Annotated in this window: 19 protein-coding genes; 10 read left to right on the top strand and 9 right to left on the bottom strand. The window is 69.9% G+C overall.

Annotation, left to right across the window (positions count from 1 at the left end; all coding sequences use genetic code 11):
* Window positions 1–5: 5 nt before the first annotated feature.
* Genes QE428_RS10795 through pdhA form a run of 3 tightly spaced genes read right to left on the bottom strand, consistent with a single transcriptional unit; the run spans window position 6 to window position 3,462 of the window.
* Entirely contained in the window at window positions 6–1,337 is a 1,332-nt protein-coding gene (locus QE428_RS10795; protein WP_307469015.1) for a dihydrolipoamide acetyltransferase family protein, read from the bottom strand.
* Entirely contained in the window at window positions 1,334–2,344 is a 1,011-nt protein-coding gene (locus tag QE428_RS10790; RefSeq protein ID WP_307469012.1) for an alpha-ketoacid dehydrogenase subunit beta, read from the bottom strand. Before QE428_RS10790 ends, QE428_RS10795 begins: the two co-directional genes overlap by 4 nt.
* Window positions 2,341–3,462, bottom strand: a complete 1,122-nt coding sequence (gene pdhA / locus QE428_RS10785) for a pyruvate dehydrogenase (acetyl-transferring) E1 component subunit alpha (protein ID WP_307469009.1) — start codon at window positions 3,460–3,462, stop codon at window positions 2,341–2,343. The genes QE428_RS10790 and pdhA overlap by 4 nt, the downstream gene beginning before the upstream one ends.
* 177 nt (window positions 3,463–3,639) lie before the next feature.
* Between pdhA and QE428_RS10780 the strand changes: the two genes are divergently transcribed.
* Entirely contained in the window at window positions 3,640–4,113 is a 474-nt protein-coding gene (locus QE428_RS10780; RefSeq protein WP_091352975.1) for an Lrp/AsnC family transcriptional regulator, read from the top strand.
* Here the strand turns inward: QE428_RS10780 and QE428_RS10775 are convergent.
* Complete coding sequence (locus tag QE428_RS10775; protein WP_307469006.1) at window positions 4,061–5,062, bottom strand: DMT family transporter; 1,002 nt, start codon at window positions 5,060–5,062, stop codon at window positions 4,061–4,063. The two genes, QE428_RS10780 and QE428_RS10775, sit on opposite strands and share 53 nt — an antisense overlap.
* Window positions 5,063–5,153: 91 nt before the next feature.
* On the opposite strand from QE428_RS10775, the gene QE428_RS10770 reads away from it, so the two are divergent.
* Window positions 5,154–5,711: a CGNR zinc finger domain-containing protein gene (locus QE428_RS10770; RefSeq protein WP_307469003.1), complete on the top strand. Its 558-nt coding sequence runs from the start codon at window positions 5,154–5,156 to the stop codon at window positions 5,709–5,711.
* On the opposite strand, the gene QE428_RS10765 is transcribed toward QE428_RS10770, so the two are convergent.
* Entirely contained in the window at window positions 5,671–6,567 is an 897-nt protein-coding gene (locus QE428_RS10765; protein ID WP_307469000.1) for an alpha/beta fold hydrolase, read from the bottom strand. The two genes, QE428_RS10770 and QE428_RS10765, sit on opposite strands and share 41 nt — an antisense overlap.
* 87 nt (window positions 6,568–6,654) lie before the next feature.
* On the opposite strand from QE428_RS10765, the gene QE428_RS10760 reads away from it, so the two are divergent.
* Window positions 6,655–7,521 (top strand): exonuclease domain-containing protein, encoded by an 867-nt coding sequence (locus tag QE428_RS10760; protein ID WP_307468997.1) that lies wholly within the window; start codon window positions 6,655–6,657, stop codon window positions 7,519–7,521.
* A 60-nt stretch (window positions 7,522–7,581) separates the two neighbouring features.
* Here QE428_RS10760 and QE428_RS10755 read toward each other — a convergent pair whose 3' ends face one another.
* The 3 genes from QE428_RS10755 to glgA all read right to left on the bottom strand — a co-directional run bounded on the left by QE428_RS10755 (window position 7,582) and on the right by glgA (window position 9,932).
* Window positions 7,582–7,833 carry a type B 50S ribosomal protein L31 gene (locus QE428_RS10755; protein ID WP_018186539.1) on the bottom strand — a complete coding sequence of 84 codons (252 nt, stop codon included), beginning with the start codon at window positions 7,831–7,833 and terminating at the stop codon, window positions 7,582–7,584.
* A gap of 80 nt (window positions 7,834–7,913) precedes the next feature.
* Window positions 7,914–8,699 (bottom strand): ABC transporter ATP-binding protein, encoded by a 786-nt coding sequence (locus QE428_RS10750; protein WP_133399474.1) that lies wholly within the window; start codon window positions 8,697–8,699, stop codon window positions 7,914–7,916.
* Between the two features lie 39 nt (window positions 8,700–8,738).
* Entirely contained in the window at window positions 8,739–9,932 is a 1,194-nt protein-coding gene (glgA, locus tag QE428_RS10745; RefSeq protein WP_307468992.1) for a glycogen synthase, read from the bottom strand.
* 76 nt (window positions 9,933–10,008) lie between these two features.
* Here glgA and glgC point away from each other — a divergent pair, with 76 nt between their 5' ends.
* Genes glgC through QE428_RS10730 form a run of 3 tightly spaced genes read left to right on the top strand, consistent with a single transcriptional unit; the run spans window position 10,009 to window position 12,653 of the window.
* Window positions 10,009–11,253, top strand: coding sequence for a glucose-1-phosphate adenylyltransferase (glgC, locus tag QE428_RS10740; RefSeq protein WP_065570741.1), 1,245 nt, complete (start codon window positions 10,009–10,011; stop codon window positions 11,251–11,253).
* Window positions 11,254–11,293: 40 nt separating this feature from the next.
* Window positions 11,294–11,929, top strand: coding sequence for a phosphoserine phosphatase SerB (serB, locus tag QE428_RS10735; RefSeq protein ID WP_307468988.1), 636 nt, complete (start codon window positions 11,294–11,296; stop codon window positions 11,927–11,929).
* 40 nt (window positions 11,930–11,969) lie between these two features.
* Entirely contained in the window at window positions 11,970–12,653 is a 684-nt protein-coding gene (locus QE428_RS10730) for an alpha/beta fold hydrolase (protein WP_307468986.1), read from the top strand.
* 6 nt (window positions 12,654–12,659) lie between these two features.
* Here the strand turns inward: QE428_RS10730 and fabG are convergent, their stop codons facing one another.
* The gene (fabG, locus tag QE428_RS10725; protein WP_091352950.1) at window positions 12,660–13,370 is read right to left on the bottom strand and encodes a 3-oxoacyl-ACP reductase FabG; all 711 of its coding nucleotides are present in this window, start codon (window positions 13,368–13,370) and stop codon (window positions 12,660–12,662) included.
* A gap of 91 nt (window positions 13,371–13,461) precedes the next feature.
* On the opposite strand from fabG, the gene QE428_RS10720 reads away from it, so the two are divergent.
* The 4 genes from QE428_RS10720 to QE428_RS10705 are packed head-to-tail and all read left to right on the top strand — an operon-like array spanning window position 13,462 to window position 15,390.
* Entirely contained in the window at window positions 13,462–13,971 is a 510-nt protein-coding gene (locus tag QE428_RS10720; protein ID WP_091352947.1) for a DUF4190 domain-containing protein, read from the top strand.
* The gene (locus tag QE428_RS10715) at window positions 13,872–14,345 is read left to right on the top strand and encodes a DUF3099 domain-containing protein (RefSeq protein ID WP_276321554.1); all 474 of its coding nucleotides are present in this window, start codon (window positions 13,872–13,874) and stop codon (window positions 14,343–14,345) included. Before QE428_RS10720 ends, QE428_RS10715 begins: the two co-directional genes overlap by 100 nt.
* Window positions 14,342–14,566 carry a hypothetical protein gene (locus QE428_RS10710; protein WP_307468974.1) on the top strand — a complete coding sequence of 75 codons (225 nt, stop codon included), beginning with the start codon at window positions 14,342–14,344 and terminating at the stop codon, window positions 14,564–14,566. Before QE428_RS10715 ends, QE428_RS10710 begins: the two co-directional genes overlap by 4 nt.
* The gene (locus QE428_RS10705; protein ID WP_307468971.1) at window positions 14,563–15,390 is read left to right on the top strand and encodes an SURF1 family protein; all 828 of its coding nucleotides are present in this window, start codon (window positions 14,563–14,565) and stop codon (window positions 15,388–15,390) included. The genes QE428_RS10710 and QE428_RS10705 overlap by 4 nt, the downstream gene beginning before the upstream one ends.
* Window positions 15,391–15,395 lie beyond the last annotated feature (5 nt).

Genomic DNA, 15,395 nt, shown 5'->3' with positions numbered 1-15,395 from the left:
CAGACTCATGCGAACACCATCGCCCTTCCCGGCTCACGCAACACGTCGGCCACGTCGGTGAGGAACCGGGCCGCTTCGGCCCCGTCCACCAGCCGGTGGTCGAACGACAGACTCAGTGTCATGACATCGCGCAGCGCGACGCCTCCCTCGTGCTCCCACGGGCGACGCTGCACAGCACCGAGGCCGAGGATGCCGGCCTCCCCCGGCACGAGGATGGGGGTCCCGGCATCCACGCCGAACACCCCGTAATTCGTGATCGAGAAGGTCCCGCCCGACAGATCGGCCGGCGTCGCCTTGCCCGCCCGCGCCGTGTCGGCGAGGGCGCGGATCGACTGGGCGAGGTCCACGAGCGACAGGGCACCGGCGTCCTTCACCGACGGCACGACGAGCCCGCGGTCCGTCGCCGCAGCGATGCCGAGGTTCACCCGCCCGAAGCGGATGATCTCACCCGCCGCGTCGTCCCAGGTCGCGTTGAGCTCGGGGGTCCGGCGAAGCGCCAGGCATACGGCCTTCGCGGCGACGGCCATGATCCCGATGCGGTCGTCCGCGTAACGACGGTCGGCGCGCAGTCCCGCCACGAAGGCGACGGATGCCGTCACGTCGACCGTCAGGAAGGTGGCCGCGTGCGGGGCTGTGAAGGCCGACCGCACCATGGCGTCGGCCGTATGCTTGCGGACACCGCGGATCGGGATCCGCTCGTCGGCCGTCGAGGTCGACTCGGGAGCAGTGAACGCCGGGGCCGCCGCCACAGGCTCGGCGGCGGTCCGCGCCGCATAGGACTCGACGTCCTCCCGCGTGATCAGACCGTCGACACCCTGAGCCGCCAGGAGATCGAGGTCGACCCCGAGGTCGCGGGCGAGCTTGCGGACCGGCGGTGTGGAGCGGGGACGCTCGCGCGGCTCGCGCTCCGGCGCGCTCGGCGCGATCGCGTCGTGCGGCGCCGCCTCCCGGACGGCCAGGTCGATGGCGTCGCCACCTGCACCCGCGCGTGCCCGACGCTGCGGGCGGGCGTCACTCCGAGGCGCGGCGCCGTAGCCGACGAGGTTCGGCTCGCGCTTCGCCTCGGCGGTGGGCGACGTTGCGGCATCCGTCTCCGCCCCGGCGATGTCGAAAGCGATCAGCACCTCCCCGACCGGGACGACATCGCCCTCGGCGTGGTGGAGGGCGGAGACCGTGCCGGCGAACGGCGACGGAAGTTCGACGACGGCCTTCGCCGTCTCGACCTCGGCGATGGTCTGATTGAGTGCGACCTCGTCGCCGGCGGCGACGTGCCACTGCACGATCTCCGCCTCGCGCAGGCCCTCGCCGAGGTCGGGAAGACGGAATTCCGTGATCACGCGGTCACCTCCGGGACTCCGCTGGGGCGGCCGAGCACCCGGTCGACGGCGTCGAGGATGCGGTCGAGATCGGGCAGGTGGTGCTGTTCGAGCTTCGCCGGCGGATAGGGGATGTCGTGGCCCGTCACCCGCAGCGGCGGGGCTTCGAGGTAGTGGAAGCACTTCTCGGTGATGCTCGCGATGACCTCCGCCGCGACCCCCGCCTCGCGGGAAGCCTCGTGCGTGACAACGACCCGCCCGGTGCGGCGGACGGATGCCGCGACCGTGCCGTAGTCCACCGGCGACAGCGAGCGAAGATCGATCACCTCGAGCGATATGCCCTCGTCCTCGGCGGCGAGCGCGGCATCGAGTGCCGTCGTCACCTGCGCGCCATACGTCACGACGGTGACGTCGGTACCCTCGCGGACCACCCGCGCGAGACCCAGCGGCGCAGCGTCGGCGATGTCGGCGTCGAGGTCGACGTCGCCCTTGGCGTGATACAGCCGCTTGGGCTCGAAGAACACGACGGGGTCATCGCTGGCGATCGCCTGTCGGAGCATCGTGTACGCGTCCTGCGGATTCGACACGGCGACGACGCGCAGACCGGCGGTGTGCACGAAGTACGCCTCGGGCGACTCGGAGTGGTGCTCGGCGGCGCCGACACCACCCGCCCACGGGATGCGGATCGTGATGGGCATCTTCACGCGCCCCCGGGTCCGGTAGTGGAGTTTCGCGACCTGACTGACGATCTGGTCGAAGGCGGGGTAGACGAACCCGTCGAACTGGATCTCCACGATCGGACGGAACCCGCGGAACGCGAGGCCGACGGCGGTCCCGACGATCCCGGACTCGGCGAGCGGGGTGTCGACGACCCGACGCGGCCCGAAGTCGGACTGCAGTCCGTCGGTGATGCGGAACACGCCCCCGAGACGGCCGATGTCCTCGCCCATGACGAGGGTCTTCTCGTCATCGGCGAGCGCACGGCGCATGGCGGCGGTGAGGGCCTTGCCCATCGTCATCTCGGTCATCGTGCACCCCCGCCCGAGAAGCCGTCGAGGTACACGGCGTAGCGGGCGCGCTGCTCGTCGAGCCCGCTGTGCGGCTCGGCGTACACCTGGTCGAACACCCGCAGGGGCTCGGGAGCCTCGGCCCCCACGACGGCGCTGCGCATCGCGGCGGTGAAACGGTCGGCATCCGCGGTCAACGTCTGGGCGAACGCGTCGTCGAACGCACCGAGCGAACGCAGATACGCCTCGACGCGTGCCAGCGGGTCGCGGGCCTTCCAATGCGAGACCTCGTCGGCGTCGCGGTAGCGGGTCGGATCGTCCGAGGTCGTGTGCGGCCCGACGCGGTAGGTGACCGCCTCGAGGTACGCGGGACCGCGGCCGCTGCGGGCGTGGTCGGCCGCCCAGCGCATCGCGGCGATGCAGGCGAGGACGTCGTTGCCGTCGACGCGCAGGCTCGGGATGCCGAAGCCCGGCGCCCGATGCGAGATCGGCGTCCGCGACTGCAGCTGCACGGGCTCTGAGATCGCCCACTGGTTGTTGGAACACACGAAGACGACGGGCACGCCGTAGGACGACGCGAAGATCATCGCCTCGTTGACATCGCCCTGACTCGTCGCACCGTCTCCGAAGTAGGCCACCGCGACCTGGTCGCCGCCGTCGCGCTGGATGCCCATCGCGTAGCCGACGGCGTGGAGGCTCTGCGCCCCGATGATGATCTGCGGGTTCGCGACGTGCACGTCGAACGGGTTCCAGCTCGCGTGCTGCGCGCCGTGCCAGACCATCACGAAGTCCTTCGGCTGAACGTCGCGGACGACCTCGATTCCGATCTCGCGGTAGCTCGGGAAGAGGAAGTCGTCGTCGTGGCACGCCCACGCGGTACCGACCTGGACGGCCTCCTGCCCCTGCGCCGGCGCCCACAGGCCGAGATGCCCCTGGCGTTGGAGAGCCACCCCCTCGGCGTCGAGCCTGCGGGAGAGGAACATGTCGCGGTACACCTGCCGGAGCATCGGCGCATCGACGTCGGCGGCCCACGGGTCCAGCCGTTCGTCTCGCACGCGTCGCCCCTCGTGGTCGAGCAGGCGGGCCACGTCCTCGGTATCGCTCGCCAGTGCGGCGGCGGGGGTCAGAGTGTCGGTCATCATCGTCCCTCTCTGATCGCGGACGCACGTCTTGTGGACGGGCGACCGGCGCAGAACACCGGCCTCGTCGCCGGATGGTGCGAGACTAGGCCGACATCGCACCTCGCTCAAGCATCGTCACAAACATTGAGCAGGATGCGTAAGCGGGCGGGAACGCTGCTGCTATGGTGTGGCACTATGAGCGCCCTCGACCACGTGGATCTCGAGCTGCTGAACGCCCTCGCCGAGGATCATCGCGCCACCGTGGTCGCTCTCGCCGAACGGCTCGGCTTGTCGCGCAACACCGTCCAGGCCCGCATGGCCAAGCTGGAGAGGTCGGGCGTCTTCCTGTCCTTCGAGCGGGCCATGTCACCCGCCGCGCTCGGGTACACGATCGATGCGATCCTGCACGTGCAAGTGCGTCAGGCGGACCTCCCGCGCATCACCGCCGAACTGCAGGAGATCCCCGAGGTCGTGCAGTGCCACGGCCTCAGCGGGCCCGTGGATCTCCTCGTGCGCGTCGCGGCGCGGGACACGCAGCATCTCTTCGACATCGATGCACGGATCCTCGCGATCGACGGCGTCGAGCGCACCGAGACGTCCCTCGCGATGGGCGAGGTCATCGGGTACCGGGTGCGACCTCTCCTGGCAGCGGCTCGGCGGGAGAGCTGACATCCGCGGGCGCGCGCTCCTCCAGCCGGACGAGGACGACGCCCGCGAGGATGAGTGCGCCCCCGGCGAACTGCACCACCGCCGGCGCTTCCCCGAGCAGCAGCCACGCGAAGCTGAGGGCGAACAGCACCTCCGAGAGCCCGACGAACGACGCGAGTCGGGAACCGATGCACGGGACGGCCATGATCCCGAGGGAGTACCCCGCCGCCGTGCACAGCCCGACGAGGGCGAGCGGCACGAGCGGCGGGACCGTCATCCCCAGCAGATCGACGACCTCGGCCGAGGTCGTCAACGGCAGGATGCCGGCGGCCGCCAGCACGAGGATGGTCACCGTCCCCACGAGCAGGCCACCCGCCGCGAGGGCGAGGGGCGGGAGGTCGTCGCCGGCGCGCTCGCTCATGACGAAGTAGACGCACGCGCACACCGCCGCCAGCAGCGCGAACGCGGTCCCCAGGAGGTCGAAGCGCGCGCCCGACACGTCGACGACCAGCACGAGCCCGATCATCGCGACGATCGATCCGACGACGACGATCCGCGACGGTGCACGGCGCGTCCTCGCCCAGACGAAGAGGACGAGCATGACCGGCGCGAGGTACTGGATCAGCAGAGCGACGCCCACCGGCATCCGTTGCAGCGCAGAGAAGTAGAACACCTGGCAACCGACCACCGGGATGAGCCCGAAGGCGACGAGCGACACCCCGTGCAAGCGGAGGAAGTCGGGCCGGCGCAGCAGGGTGCGAACGAGCGCGGGCGAGAGCACGAGCCCCGCCACCCCCATGCGGATCGCGAGCACACTGGCCAGCGACCATCCGCCCTCGAGCAGCGGCTTGGCGATGGGTCCGCTCACCGAGAAGGTGAGGGCGCTCGCGACCGCGAGCAGGAGCCCGCGCGACGGGACCGGGCCGCGGGCGGCGGGTGGGGCGAGCCTGGCGGGCAGGGTGCGGGTCATCGGCGGTCCTGGAGGGTGCGAGCGGCAAGTCATGACCTAAGTGTCACTACACTGGTGACAGTACCGACGACGATCGTCAGGAGTCAAGAACATGTTCATCCGTGACACGGAGACCTCCCTGCGGGCAGCGACGGCGCTGGTCAACTCGCTCCCGGAGATCGACGACGACGGCACCGATCGCCTGGCTACGCTCGACGATCTGGCGGCGTTCCTGCGCGAACACCCGTACAGCGGCGTCATCCGCCGCGACGACGTCGAACTCTCCGAACTGCGGTCGGCGCGATCGAGGCTCCGGATGCTGTGGACGGGAGATCGCGTCTCGGCCGTCCCCATCGTCAACGCGATGCTCCGCGAGGGCAAGGCGCTCCCCCAGCTCGTCATCCACGACGGCTACGACTGGCACATCCACGCGACCGACGACGCCGCCCCGCTCGCCACGCGCATCACCGTCGAGGTGGCCATGGCCTTCGTCGACGTCATCCGCTCCGACGAGTTCGACCGCGTGCGCGTCTGCTCCGCGGACGACTGCGAGGCCGTGTACATCGACTACTCGAAGAACGGTTCGAAGCGCTACTGCGACACCGGCAACTGCGGCAACCGCATGAACGTCAACGCGTACCGTCGCCGAAAGGCCGAAGAAAGCGCGTGATGGCGGATGCCGCCGCCCTCGGCGTCTCGTAGTGGATGAGGTGTCCCACGTCGGGGATGACGACGAGGTCGGCATCCCGGAACATCTCCTGCAGCTCGAACTGCGCAGACAGCGGCGTGATGTCGTCGTTCTCCGCGGCGATGAGGAGCGTCGGGACGTCGATACGCCCCGCAGCCTCGCGCACGTCGTGCGAGACCGAAGTGACGAACGCCTCGTGCAGGGTGTCGCGGTCGGCGAACCGCGAGAAATAGGTGTCGTGCTGATCGTGGATGAACGCGCGGAGACCGCGGTCCTTCGTCTTGGCCATGGCGACGCTGGTGACCCGGACGATCAGACGATTGCGCAGGAGAGCGTCGCCGACCGGCCGGGGCAGCCGGGCACCGGCCCAGTAGTAGAAGATCGCGAGCCTCGTGAGGATCCCGCGGGGTCCCTCGAGCGCGGGCGCCCCGATGGGGTTCACGAGGATCAGGCGAGGAGTCCCGAGCCCGCGCGCGACCGCAGCCGACGACACAATGGAACCGAAGGAGTGCCCGAGGACGACGGCGCCGGGGGCGACCTCGGCGGCGAAGGCGGTCAGCCACGATGCGTACGCGTCGAGGTCGTGCCGCCCCGGGAACGCGGGGGTCTCGCCGAACCCGGGCAGGTCGGGCGAGACCACCCGGATGCCGTCGAGCTGCGCGACGATCGGCTCGAGGCCGTGGTGGTCGCCTCGGAAGCCGTGCACCGCGAGGATCTTCGTCTCGGCATCCACCGGTCCGTAGACCCAGTAGGCCGTCGGTACACCCGCGACGGTCACCTCTCGTCGCTCGACGGGGACGGCCGCGAGGCGCTCGGCGTACGGATTGGCGGCGGTCATCCGTCGAGTCTACGAGGGGGTGATGCGCCTGCCGCTCGGCGGCGCGTCGTCCGGCACGATGTCGGCGGTCGACCGTAGCGTCGGAGCATGGGCGCCTGGCACGAACTTCCGCTGTGGGATGACGACACCTGGGGCGAGCCAGCTCCTGCTGCGGTCGTCCCGTCGATCGCTGACCCCGCCCCCGCCGCCGTGGAGTCCGTCGTCGTCGCTGAGGAATCCGTCGTCGCCGTGGAGTCCGTCGTCGTCGCCGAGATCACGGCGGAGTCCGTCGCGCTGGGTCCGTGCGCGGGTCCGCTGGGCGTCTTCGACCTCGAGACGACGGGCATCGACGTCCGCTCCGATCGGATCGTGAGCGCCCACGTCGGTGTCCTCGACGCGTCCGGCGCCGTCATCGATGCACGCACGTGGCTCGCCGACCCCGGCGTCGAGATCCCCGCAGGTGCGACAGCGGTCCACGGAATCACGACGGAGCGAGCCCGCACCGAGGGCCGTCCTGCGGCGGAGGTCGTCGCCGAGGTGACCGCCACGCTGCGCGACCTGTTCGCCGCCGGCATCCCGGTCGTCGCGTACAACGCGCCCTTCGATTTCTCGCTCCTCAAGTACGAGAGCCTCCGTCACGGTGTCGAGCCGATCGACGCCCCGTCGCCGGTCATCGACCCGCTCGTCGTCGATAAGACCTACGACCGGTACCGCCGCGGCAAGCGCACCCTCGAGGTCGTCGCCGCGCATTACTCCGTCACCCTCGAGGGAGCGCACGACGCCGCCGCCGACGCGATCGCTGCGGGGCGCGTGGCGCAGGCGATCGCCGCGCGCTTCGACCTCGACGTCTCAGCCGACGACCTCCACACGCAGCAGATCGCGTGGGCGCGTGCGCAGGCGGAGAGCCTCAGCGAGTACTTCGTCCGCATCGGCCGGCTCGACGCCGACGTGGACGGCAGCTGGCCGATCCGCTGAGGGACCCGCGTCCGGGAACGACGAAGGCCCCGCCGGAGCGGGGCCTTCGAGGACGGCTGCTTACTTGCTGCCGAAGTTCTTGAAGCGCTGGTTGAACTTCTCGACGCGACCGGCCGAGTCCATGATGCGCTGCTTGCCCGTGTAGAACGGGTGCGAGGCGGACGAGATCTCGACGTCGATGACCGGGTAGGTCTCGCCGTCCAGCTCGATCGTCTTGTCGCTCGAGACCGTCGAACGGGTCAGGAAGGTCTCGCCGGAGCCGAGGTCGCGGAAAACGACGGCACGGTACTCGGGGTGGATGTCAGTCTTCATTGGGTTCCTCACGAAGTGCCCTGGATTTTGCCAGGAGCGGGTGAAAGTCTGCAGCGCGAACGCGCCAACGCAAGATTCTATCAGGATGCCGCGCGCGCGGCGAACCGGCCGTCCTCCGACGTCAGCGTGATCGGCATGCCGAAGGTCGCCGTCAGGTTCTCCGCCGTCAGGGTCTCGGCGATCGGCCCCTGCGCGACCGCAGCGCCGTCGCGCAGCAGGAGGACGTGGGTGAAGCCGACGGGGATCTCCTCGACATGGTGGGTGACCATGATCATGGCGGGCGTCGACTCCTCCTTCGCGTATCCGCTCAGCAGGCTCAGGAGCTCTTCGCGGGCACCGAGGTCGAGGCTCGCGGTCGGCTCGTCGAGCAGGAGGAGTTCCGGGTCCGTCATGACGGCGCGCGCGATCTGGACGCGCTTCTGCTCACCGTCCGAGAGGGTGCCGAACGTGCGGTCGGCCAGGTCGGCGAGGCCCCACTCCCCCAGGACGCGACGCGCACGACGCTCGTCGATCGTCTCGTAGTCCTCGCGCCAGCGCCCGACCACGGCGTAGGCGGCGGTCAGGACGACATCGAGGACGGTCTCGTCCTGAGGGACGCGCTTGGCCATCGCCGAGGACGCGAAGCCGATGCGAGGACGCAGGTCGAAGACGTCGGTGCGCCCGAGGACCTCGTCGAGCACGGTGACGGATCCCGAACTCGGGTGGGTCAGGGTGGCGGCGAGCTGCAGCACCGTCGTCTTGCCGGCGCCGTTCGGGCCGAGGACGACCCAGCGCTGATCCGCGTCGACGGTCCAGTCGATCCCGTCGACGATGTTGCGGGCATTGCGACGGACGACGACGTCTGCGAGTTCGAGCACCTGAGGCATGCTCCCAGCCTATCGACCGGGCGGAGCCACGCCGGCAGGCTACCGGCCGGTCGCGGTGACCTCTCGGTACAGCTCCGCCGTGGCATCCGCGATCGCTTCCCAGCTGAAGTCGGATGCCGCCCGCTCCCGACCGGCGCGTCCGTAGGCGCGGGCCTTCTCGGGATCGGACACGACCTCCGTCAGGGTCGCGGCCAGGTCTGCGACGAAGCGATCGGGGTCGACGGGGGTTCCCGTGCCGTCCTCGACCTGGTCGACCGGAACCAGACGTCCCGTGACGCCGTCGATGACCACCTCCGGGATGCCGCCGGTCGCCGTCCCGACGACGGCGGCGCCGCACGCCATCGCCTCGAGGTTGACGATGCCGAGGGGCTCGTAGATCGAGGGACAGACGAAGGTGGTCGCAGAGGTGAGGATCGCGCAGAGATCGGGGCGAGGCAGGAACTCCTCGATCCAGACGACGCCCTCGCGAGTCTCCTGGAGCTTCCGGACGAGGTCCTGGACCTCGCTCATGATCTCGGGCGTGTCCGGGGCTCCGGCGCAGAGGACGAGCTGCACCTCGGGCGGGAGGAGCTCCGCGGCCCGCAGGAAGTACGGCAGGCCCTTCTGACGCGTGATGCGGCCGACGAAGACGACGGACGGCCGCTCCGGGTCGATCCCCCACCGAGAGAGGAGCTCCGGATCCTCGCGCGGCTGCCAGGCGTCGACGTCGATGCCGTTGTAGATGACGCGGACCTTGGCGGGGTCGAGGGCCGGGTAGCTGCGGAGGATGTCGCGTCGCATGCCATCGCTGACGGCGACGACCGCGGCCGCGTTCTCATAGGCGGTCTTCTCGACGTAGCTCGACACGGCGTAACCGCCGCCGAGCTGCTCGGCCTTCCACGGGCGCAGCGGCTCGAGCGAGTGGGCCGTCACGATGTGCGGGACGCCGTGCAGTTTCGACGCGAGGAACCCGGCGAAATTCGCGTACCAGGTATGGCTGTGCACGACGTCGGCGCCGGCGACGTCGCCGACGATCTCGAGATCGGTGCCGAGGGTCTGAACGGCGGGGTTTGCGCCCGAGAGTCCCTCGGGGACCGCATACGAGGTGGTGTCCGCTTCGTCTCGCGACCCCCCGAACGCGCGGACCTGCACCTCCATGCGCGAGCGCAGCGCCGAGACGAGTTCGGTGACGTGAACCCCCGCTCCGCCGTAGATCTCCGGCGGGTACTCCTTCGTGACGATGTCGACGCGCATGGACCGAACTCTAGGCCACACGGAACACGCACCAAAGTCCTCGCTTGCCCGTTGCAAATCGCCATAGTGTGAGCACATGCCAGCATCACCGAAGGTCCTCGGTATCGTCCTCGCCGGTGGCGAGGGCAAGCGCCTCATGCCGCTCACCCAGGACCGCGCGAAACCCGCCGTCCCGTTCGGCGGGCAGTACCGTCTCATCGACTTCGCGATCTCCAACCTCATCAACTCGGAGCTCCGCCAGATCGTCGTCCTGACGCAGTACAAGTCGCACAGCCTCGACCGCCACGTCTCGCAGACCTGGCGGATGTCCGCTCTCCTCGGCGCCTACGTCACCTCGGTCCCGGCGCAGCAGCGGCTCGGGAAGCGGTGGTTCTCCGGCTCGGCCGATGCGATCCTGCAGTCGTTGAACCTCATCCACGACGAGAAGCCCGACATCGTCGCCGTGATCGGCGCCGACCACGTGTACCGCATGGACTTCCAGCAGATGATCGACGCGCACATCGCCTCCGGCGCCCGCGCCTCGGTCGCCGGCATCCGTCAGCCGATCGGCCTCGCGAATCAGTTCGGCGTCATCGACGTCGACCCGGCCGACGGCGTCACCATCCGCGACTTCCTCGAGAAGCCGCAGAACCCGACGGGCCTCCCCGACAGCCCGGGCGAGGTGCTCGCCTCGATGGGCAACTACGTCTTCGACACCGACGCCCTCATCGAAGCGGTCGAGGCCGACGGCGAACTGCCGACCTCGAACCACGACATGGGCGGCGACATCATCCCCTACTTCGTCTCGCGCGGTGAGGCGGCGGTGTACGACTTCAAGCGCAACGACGTCCCGGGGTCCACCGACCGCGATCGCGACTACTGGCGCGACGTGGGAACGATCGATTCGTTCTTCGATGCGCACATGGACCTGATCTCCGCGCTGCCGATCTTCAACCTGTACAACATGGACTGGCCGATCCGGTCGCAGTCGGTGAACTCGCCGCCCGCGAAGTTCGTCCGCGACGGGGTGGGGCGCATCGGGAACGCGATCGACTCGATCGTGTCGCTGGGCTGCGTACTGTCGGGCACGCACCTGGAGCGGAGCGTCCTCGGTCCCTGGACGCTCTCGGGCGGCGGATCGACCATCACCGACTCGGTCCTCTTCGACCACGTCAGTGTCGGCGCCGGTGCCCGCGTGCACCGCGCGATCCTCGATAAGAACGTCGTCCTGGAACCCGGCGCGACGGTGGGCGTGGACCGCGAGCTCGACCTCTCGCGAGGCTTCACCGTCACCGACAGCGGGCTGACGGTCGTCGGCAAGAACATCCGCATCACGTCCTGAGCGGACGTGCCGACGGCGTCGGAGCAGATAGCGTGGTCGGGTGCCTGCCGCCCGGTTCCTCGTCGTTTTCGACGCCGACTCCACGATCATCCGCAACGAGGTCATCGAACTGATCGCCGATGAAGCGGGCCGCGGCGCCGAAGTGGCCGCTGCCACCGAAGCGGCGATGCGCGGCGAGGTCGACTTCGCCACCAGCCTGCGCTCGCGCGTGAGCGAGCTCGCGGGCGTGCCGATCGCGTCCTTCGGTCGCGTCCTGTCGCGCATCGAGCCCACCCCCGGCGTGCACGAGCTGATCGCGGCGATCCATGAGCGCGGCGGCGTCGCCGCGGTCGTCTCGGGTGGATTCCACGAGATCCTCGACACGGTCGCGCCGGACCTCGGTGCGGACGTGTGGCGGGCGAATCGCCTGGCGGTGAGCGACGGCATCCTCACCGGCTCCGTCGACGGCGACATCGTCGATGCCGCCGCGAAGGCTTCGGCGCTGCGCGAATGGAGCCTCTCCTACGGCGTCGCCCCTGACGCGACGATCGCCGTGGGCGACGGGGCGAACGACCTCATGATGATGGATGCCGCGGGCCTCGGCATCGCCTTCAACGCCAAGCCCGCCGTGCGCCTCCGCGCGGACCTCGTGGCCGGTCCCGTCGACCTGGCGCAGCTCATCCCGCTGCTTCCCTGACGGCGAGCGGGATGTCGGAGGCAGGTCGTACCCTGCCGACATGGACATCATCCTGATCCCCGGCCTCTGGCTGGCAGCCGACTCATGGGACGACGTCGTCCCCGCCCTCCGCGACGCGGGGCACACGCCGCATCCGCTCACCCTCCCCGGCGTGGGCGCTCCCGAGTCCGACATCGGCCTCGCCGATTGGGTAGACGCGGTCATCGCGAAGATCGACCGGGTCGACGGGCCCGTGGTCCTCGTCGGTCACAGCGGTGGCGGCAACGTGGCGTGGGCCGCCGCGGAGCAGCGCGCCGATCGCGTCCGCCGAGTCGTCCTGGTCGACACGACACCTCCCCCGCCCGGAGCCGAGATCTCGGAGTTCCCCATCGTCGACGGGGTGATCCCCTTCCCGGGGTGGGACTTCTTCGATGCGGAGGACACTGCGGACCTCGACGAGCAGACCCGCGCTCGCACGGCACCCCTCACGGCATCCGTCCCCCGGCGGGTGCCGACCGATGCCGTCGTGATGGAGGGCACCGAACGCCACCGGGTGCCGGTGACGATGTTGATGGGATCGATGGACGACGAGACGTTCCGTCGGGTCGTGTCGGCGTGGGGCGATTTCGCGGCGGAGTTCGCCGCGATCAAGGACGCCGAGATCGTCCGGCTCGGAACCGGACACTGGCCGCAGTTCTCGGCGCCGGCTGAGCTGTCGCGCCGGATCGTCGAGGCGGTGCGCTGACGCGGGTCAGTGACCCATGCCGAGCCCGCCGTCGACGGGGATGACGGCGCCGGAGATGTAGGCCGCGTCGTCCGAGGCCAACCACACGACGGCTGCGGCGACCTCGTCGGCGGCACCGAACCGGCCGGCCGGGATGCTCTTCTTGTAGTCGGCCTGCGTCTCGTCGGGGAGAGCCGCCGTCATGTCCGTCTCGATGAACCCGGGCGCGACGACGTTGGCTGTGATCCCGCGTGAACCCAGCTCGCGCGTGAGCGACCGGGCGAAGCCGACGAGGGCGCTCTTGGATGACGAGTAGTTGATCTGCCCTGCGGAGCCGTAGAGGCCGACGACCGAGGAGATGAGGATGACGCGGCCCCACTTGGCCCGCAGCATGCCCTTCGCGGCACGCTTGACGACGCGGAAGGCGCCGCCCAGGTTGGTCGAGACGACAGAGTCGAAATCGTCCTCCGTCATGCGCAGGAGCAGCGTGTCCTTCGTGATGCCGGCGTTCGCGACGACCACCTCGACGGGACCCAGCTTCTGCTCGACCTCGGTGTAGGCGGCATCGAGGGACGCGGCGTCGGTGACATCGGCGCGGACGGTCAGAGTCCCCTCCGGGCCCTCTCCCGAGCGCGCGGTGACCGCGACGGCGAACCCCTCCGCGACGAATCGCTCGGCGATCGCGCGGCCGATGCCGCGGTTGCCTCCGGTGACCAGGACGACGCGCTCGCGGGACATTCTTCTCCTTGCTCCGAGGCGGGTGAACCGCACCAGCCTACCGGCGCGGTCGACGGGTAGTCTGGAGTCAACTCGCCTGAAGGAGACGGACGTGACCGACGCCACGAACACCCCGCCGCAGCCCTCGGAAGTGCCGCCGGCGCCTCCGGTGCCCGACGCTTCGTCGCCGGCCGCCCCGCCCTACGCGCCCCCCGCCTACGGCCAGCAGCCCGGATACGGGCAGCAGCCGAGCGCGGCGCCCGCACACGTGCAGCCGTCCTACCCGCAGTCCGGCTACGGGCAGCCTGGATACGGCCAGCCCGCGTACGGCTACGGCTACGCACCGGCACGGCCGACCAACGTCCTCGCGATCGTCTCGCTCGTCGCCTCGATCGCGGGCCTCACGATCCTCCCCTTCATCGCCTCCATCCCCGGCATCATCACGGGTCACATGGCCCTGAAGCAGCTGAAGACCTCCGGGGAGCAGGGCCAGGGGCTCGCACTCTGGGGCACGATCCTCGGTTGGATCGGCGGCGGTCTGCTCGTCATCGGCATCCTCATCTGGGTCTTCGTCCTCATCGCGATCGCCGCCACCGCGTCCAGCGTCGGCCTGTCTTCCTGAGGAGCCCTCCCACGTCCCGCCGCGCCGCGCACGATCGCACACCGTCGGCGACCTCGCTCACCACCGCTCCCGAGGTCGACGCTCGTTCGCGCACACGCCGATACGTCATCATGATGTCGGTCAGAGTGCTGTGCTTCATCCTCATGGTGACGGTGACCCCGTACGGCTGGCAGACCTGGATCTTCGCCGCCGGGGCTGCCGTCCTCCCCTACCTGGCGGTCGTGATCGCGAACGTCGGGAACGGCGACGAGGTCGTCGTGGCTGAACGACCCTCCCGCGAGATCGAGTCGACACCATCGGCATCCACGCCTCCGGAGGACCCGAATGGAGGCGTCATCCGCATCCAGGAGAGCCCCCCGCAGGAGGATCGATGAGCCCCACGGCGGGAGGATCGGACGCTGCACAGTGCTCGCGAGCAGGATGCCGCGCCGACGCCGCATGGCAGGTGGTGTGGCGCAATCCCCGCATCCACGCCGCGGATCGCCGCAAAGTGTGGGCCGCGTGCACCGATCACGTCGAGTTCCTGCGCGACTACCTGGCCTCACGCAACTTCCCGGTCGAGGTCCTCGCCCTCGCGCCCGCGTCCGCATCGTGAACCGCGAGACGGCGCTCCGCTGGAGCGGGTACGTGGCGATGGCCGTCGTCTTCGCCATCGCCTGCGCGATGCTGTCCAATTGGCAGTTCTCCCGCAACGCGGAACGGGACGCGGAACTCGCTCTCGTGGAGAGCAACTACTCGCAGCCGCCTGTGCCGTTCGAGGAACTGCTGCCCGACGGCACGTTCGATCCCACCGACGAATGGCGGCCGGTCGAGCTCACCGGACGCTACCTGACGGATGAGAGCCTTCTGGTGCGGAACCGTCCGCACGGCGGCACGAGCGCGTTCGAGGTGCTGGTCCCCCTCCGCACGGACGACGGTCGCGTCGTCCTCATCGACCGAGGCTGGGTCCGGCCCGGTGACGATCAGCCCGCCCCCGACAACATCCCCGCGCCGCCGACGGGCGAGGTGACGGTCGTCGGCCGCCTGCAGCCCGGTGAGGCCGCCGCCCGGGAGGGTCGCTCGGCTGCCGACGGTCAGGTGCCCACGATCGACCTGCGTCTGATCGGGCAGGAGACGGGCCAGGCGGGAAGCCTCGTCGAGTCCGCCTACGTGCTGATGACCGAAGAGACTCCAGCACCCGCCGAGCGTCCCAACGCCCTCGAGGACCCGTCCGCGGATCCCGGACCCTACCTGTCGTACGCGATCCAGTGGATCCTGTTCGCCGTCATGGGATTCGTCTTCATCTGGTACATGATCCGCACCGAGATCCGACACCGCCGCGAGGACGAGGAGAACGGTCCGAGGACCCGGACGCCGCGGAGCGCGCGTCGCCGCGACCGCGACATGGAAGCCGAAGACGAGCTGATCGACGCCCGCTGAGATCG

The sequence above is a fragment of the Microbacterium sp. SORGH_AS_0505 genome (assembly GCF_030818715.1).
In the GTDB taxonomy this organism is placed as follows: domain Bacteria; phylum Actinomycetota; class Actinomycetes; order Actinomycetales; family Microbacteriaceae; genus Microbacterium.
The sequence above is the reverse complement of the archived record's forward strand: the minus strand, read 5'-3'. Positions and strand labels throughout refer to the sequence as shown.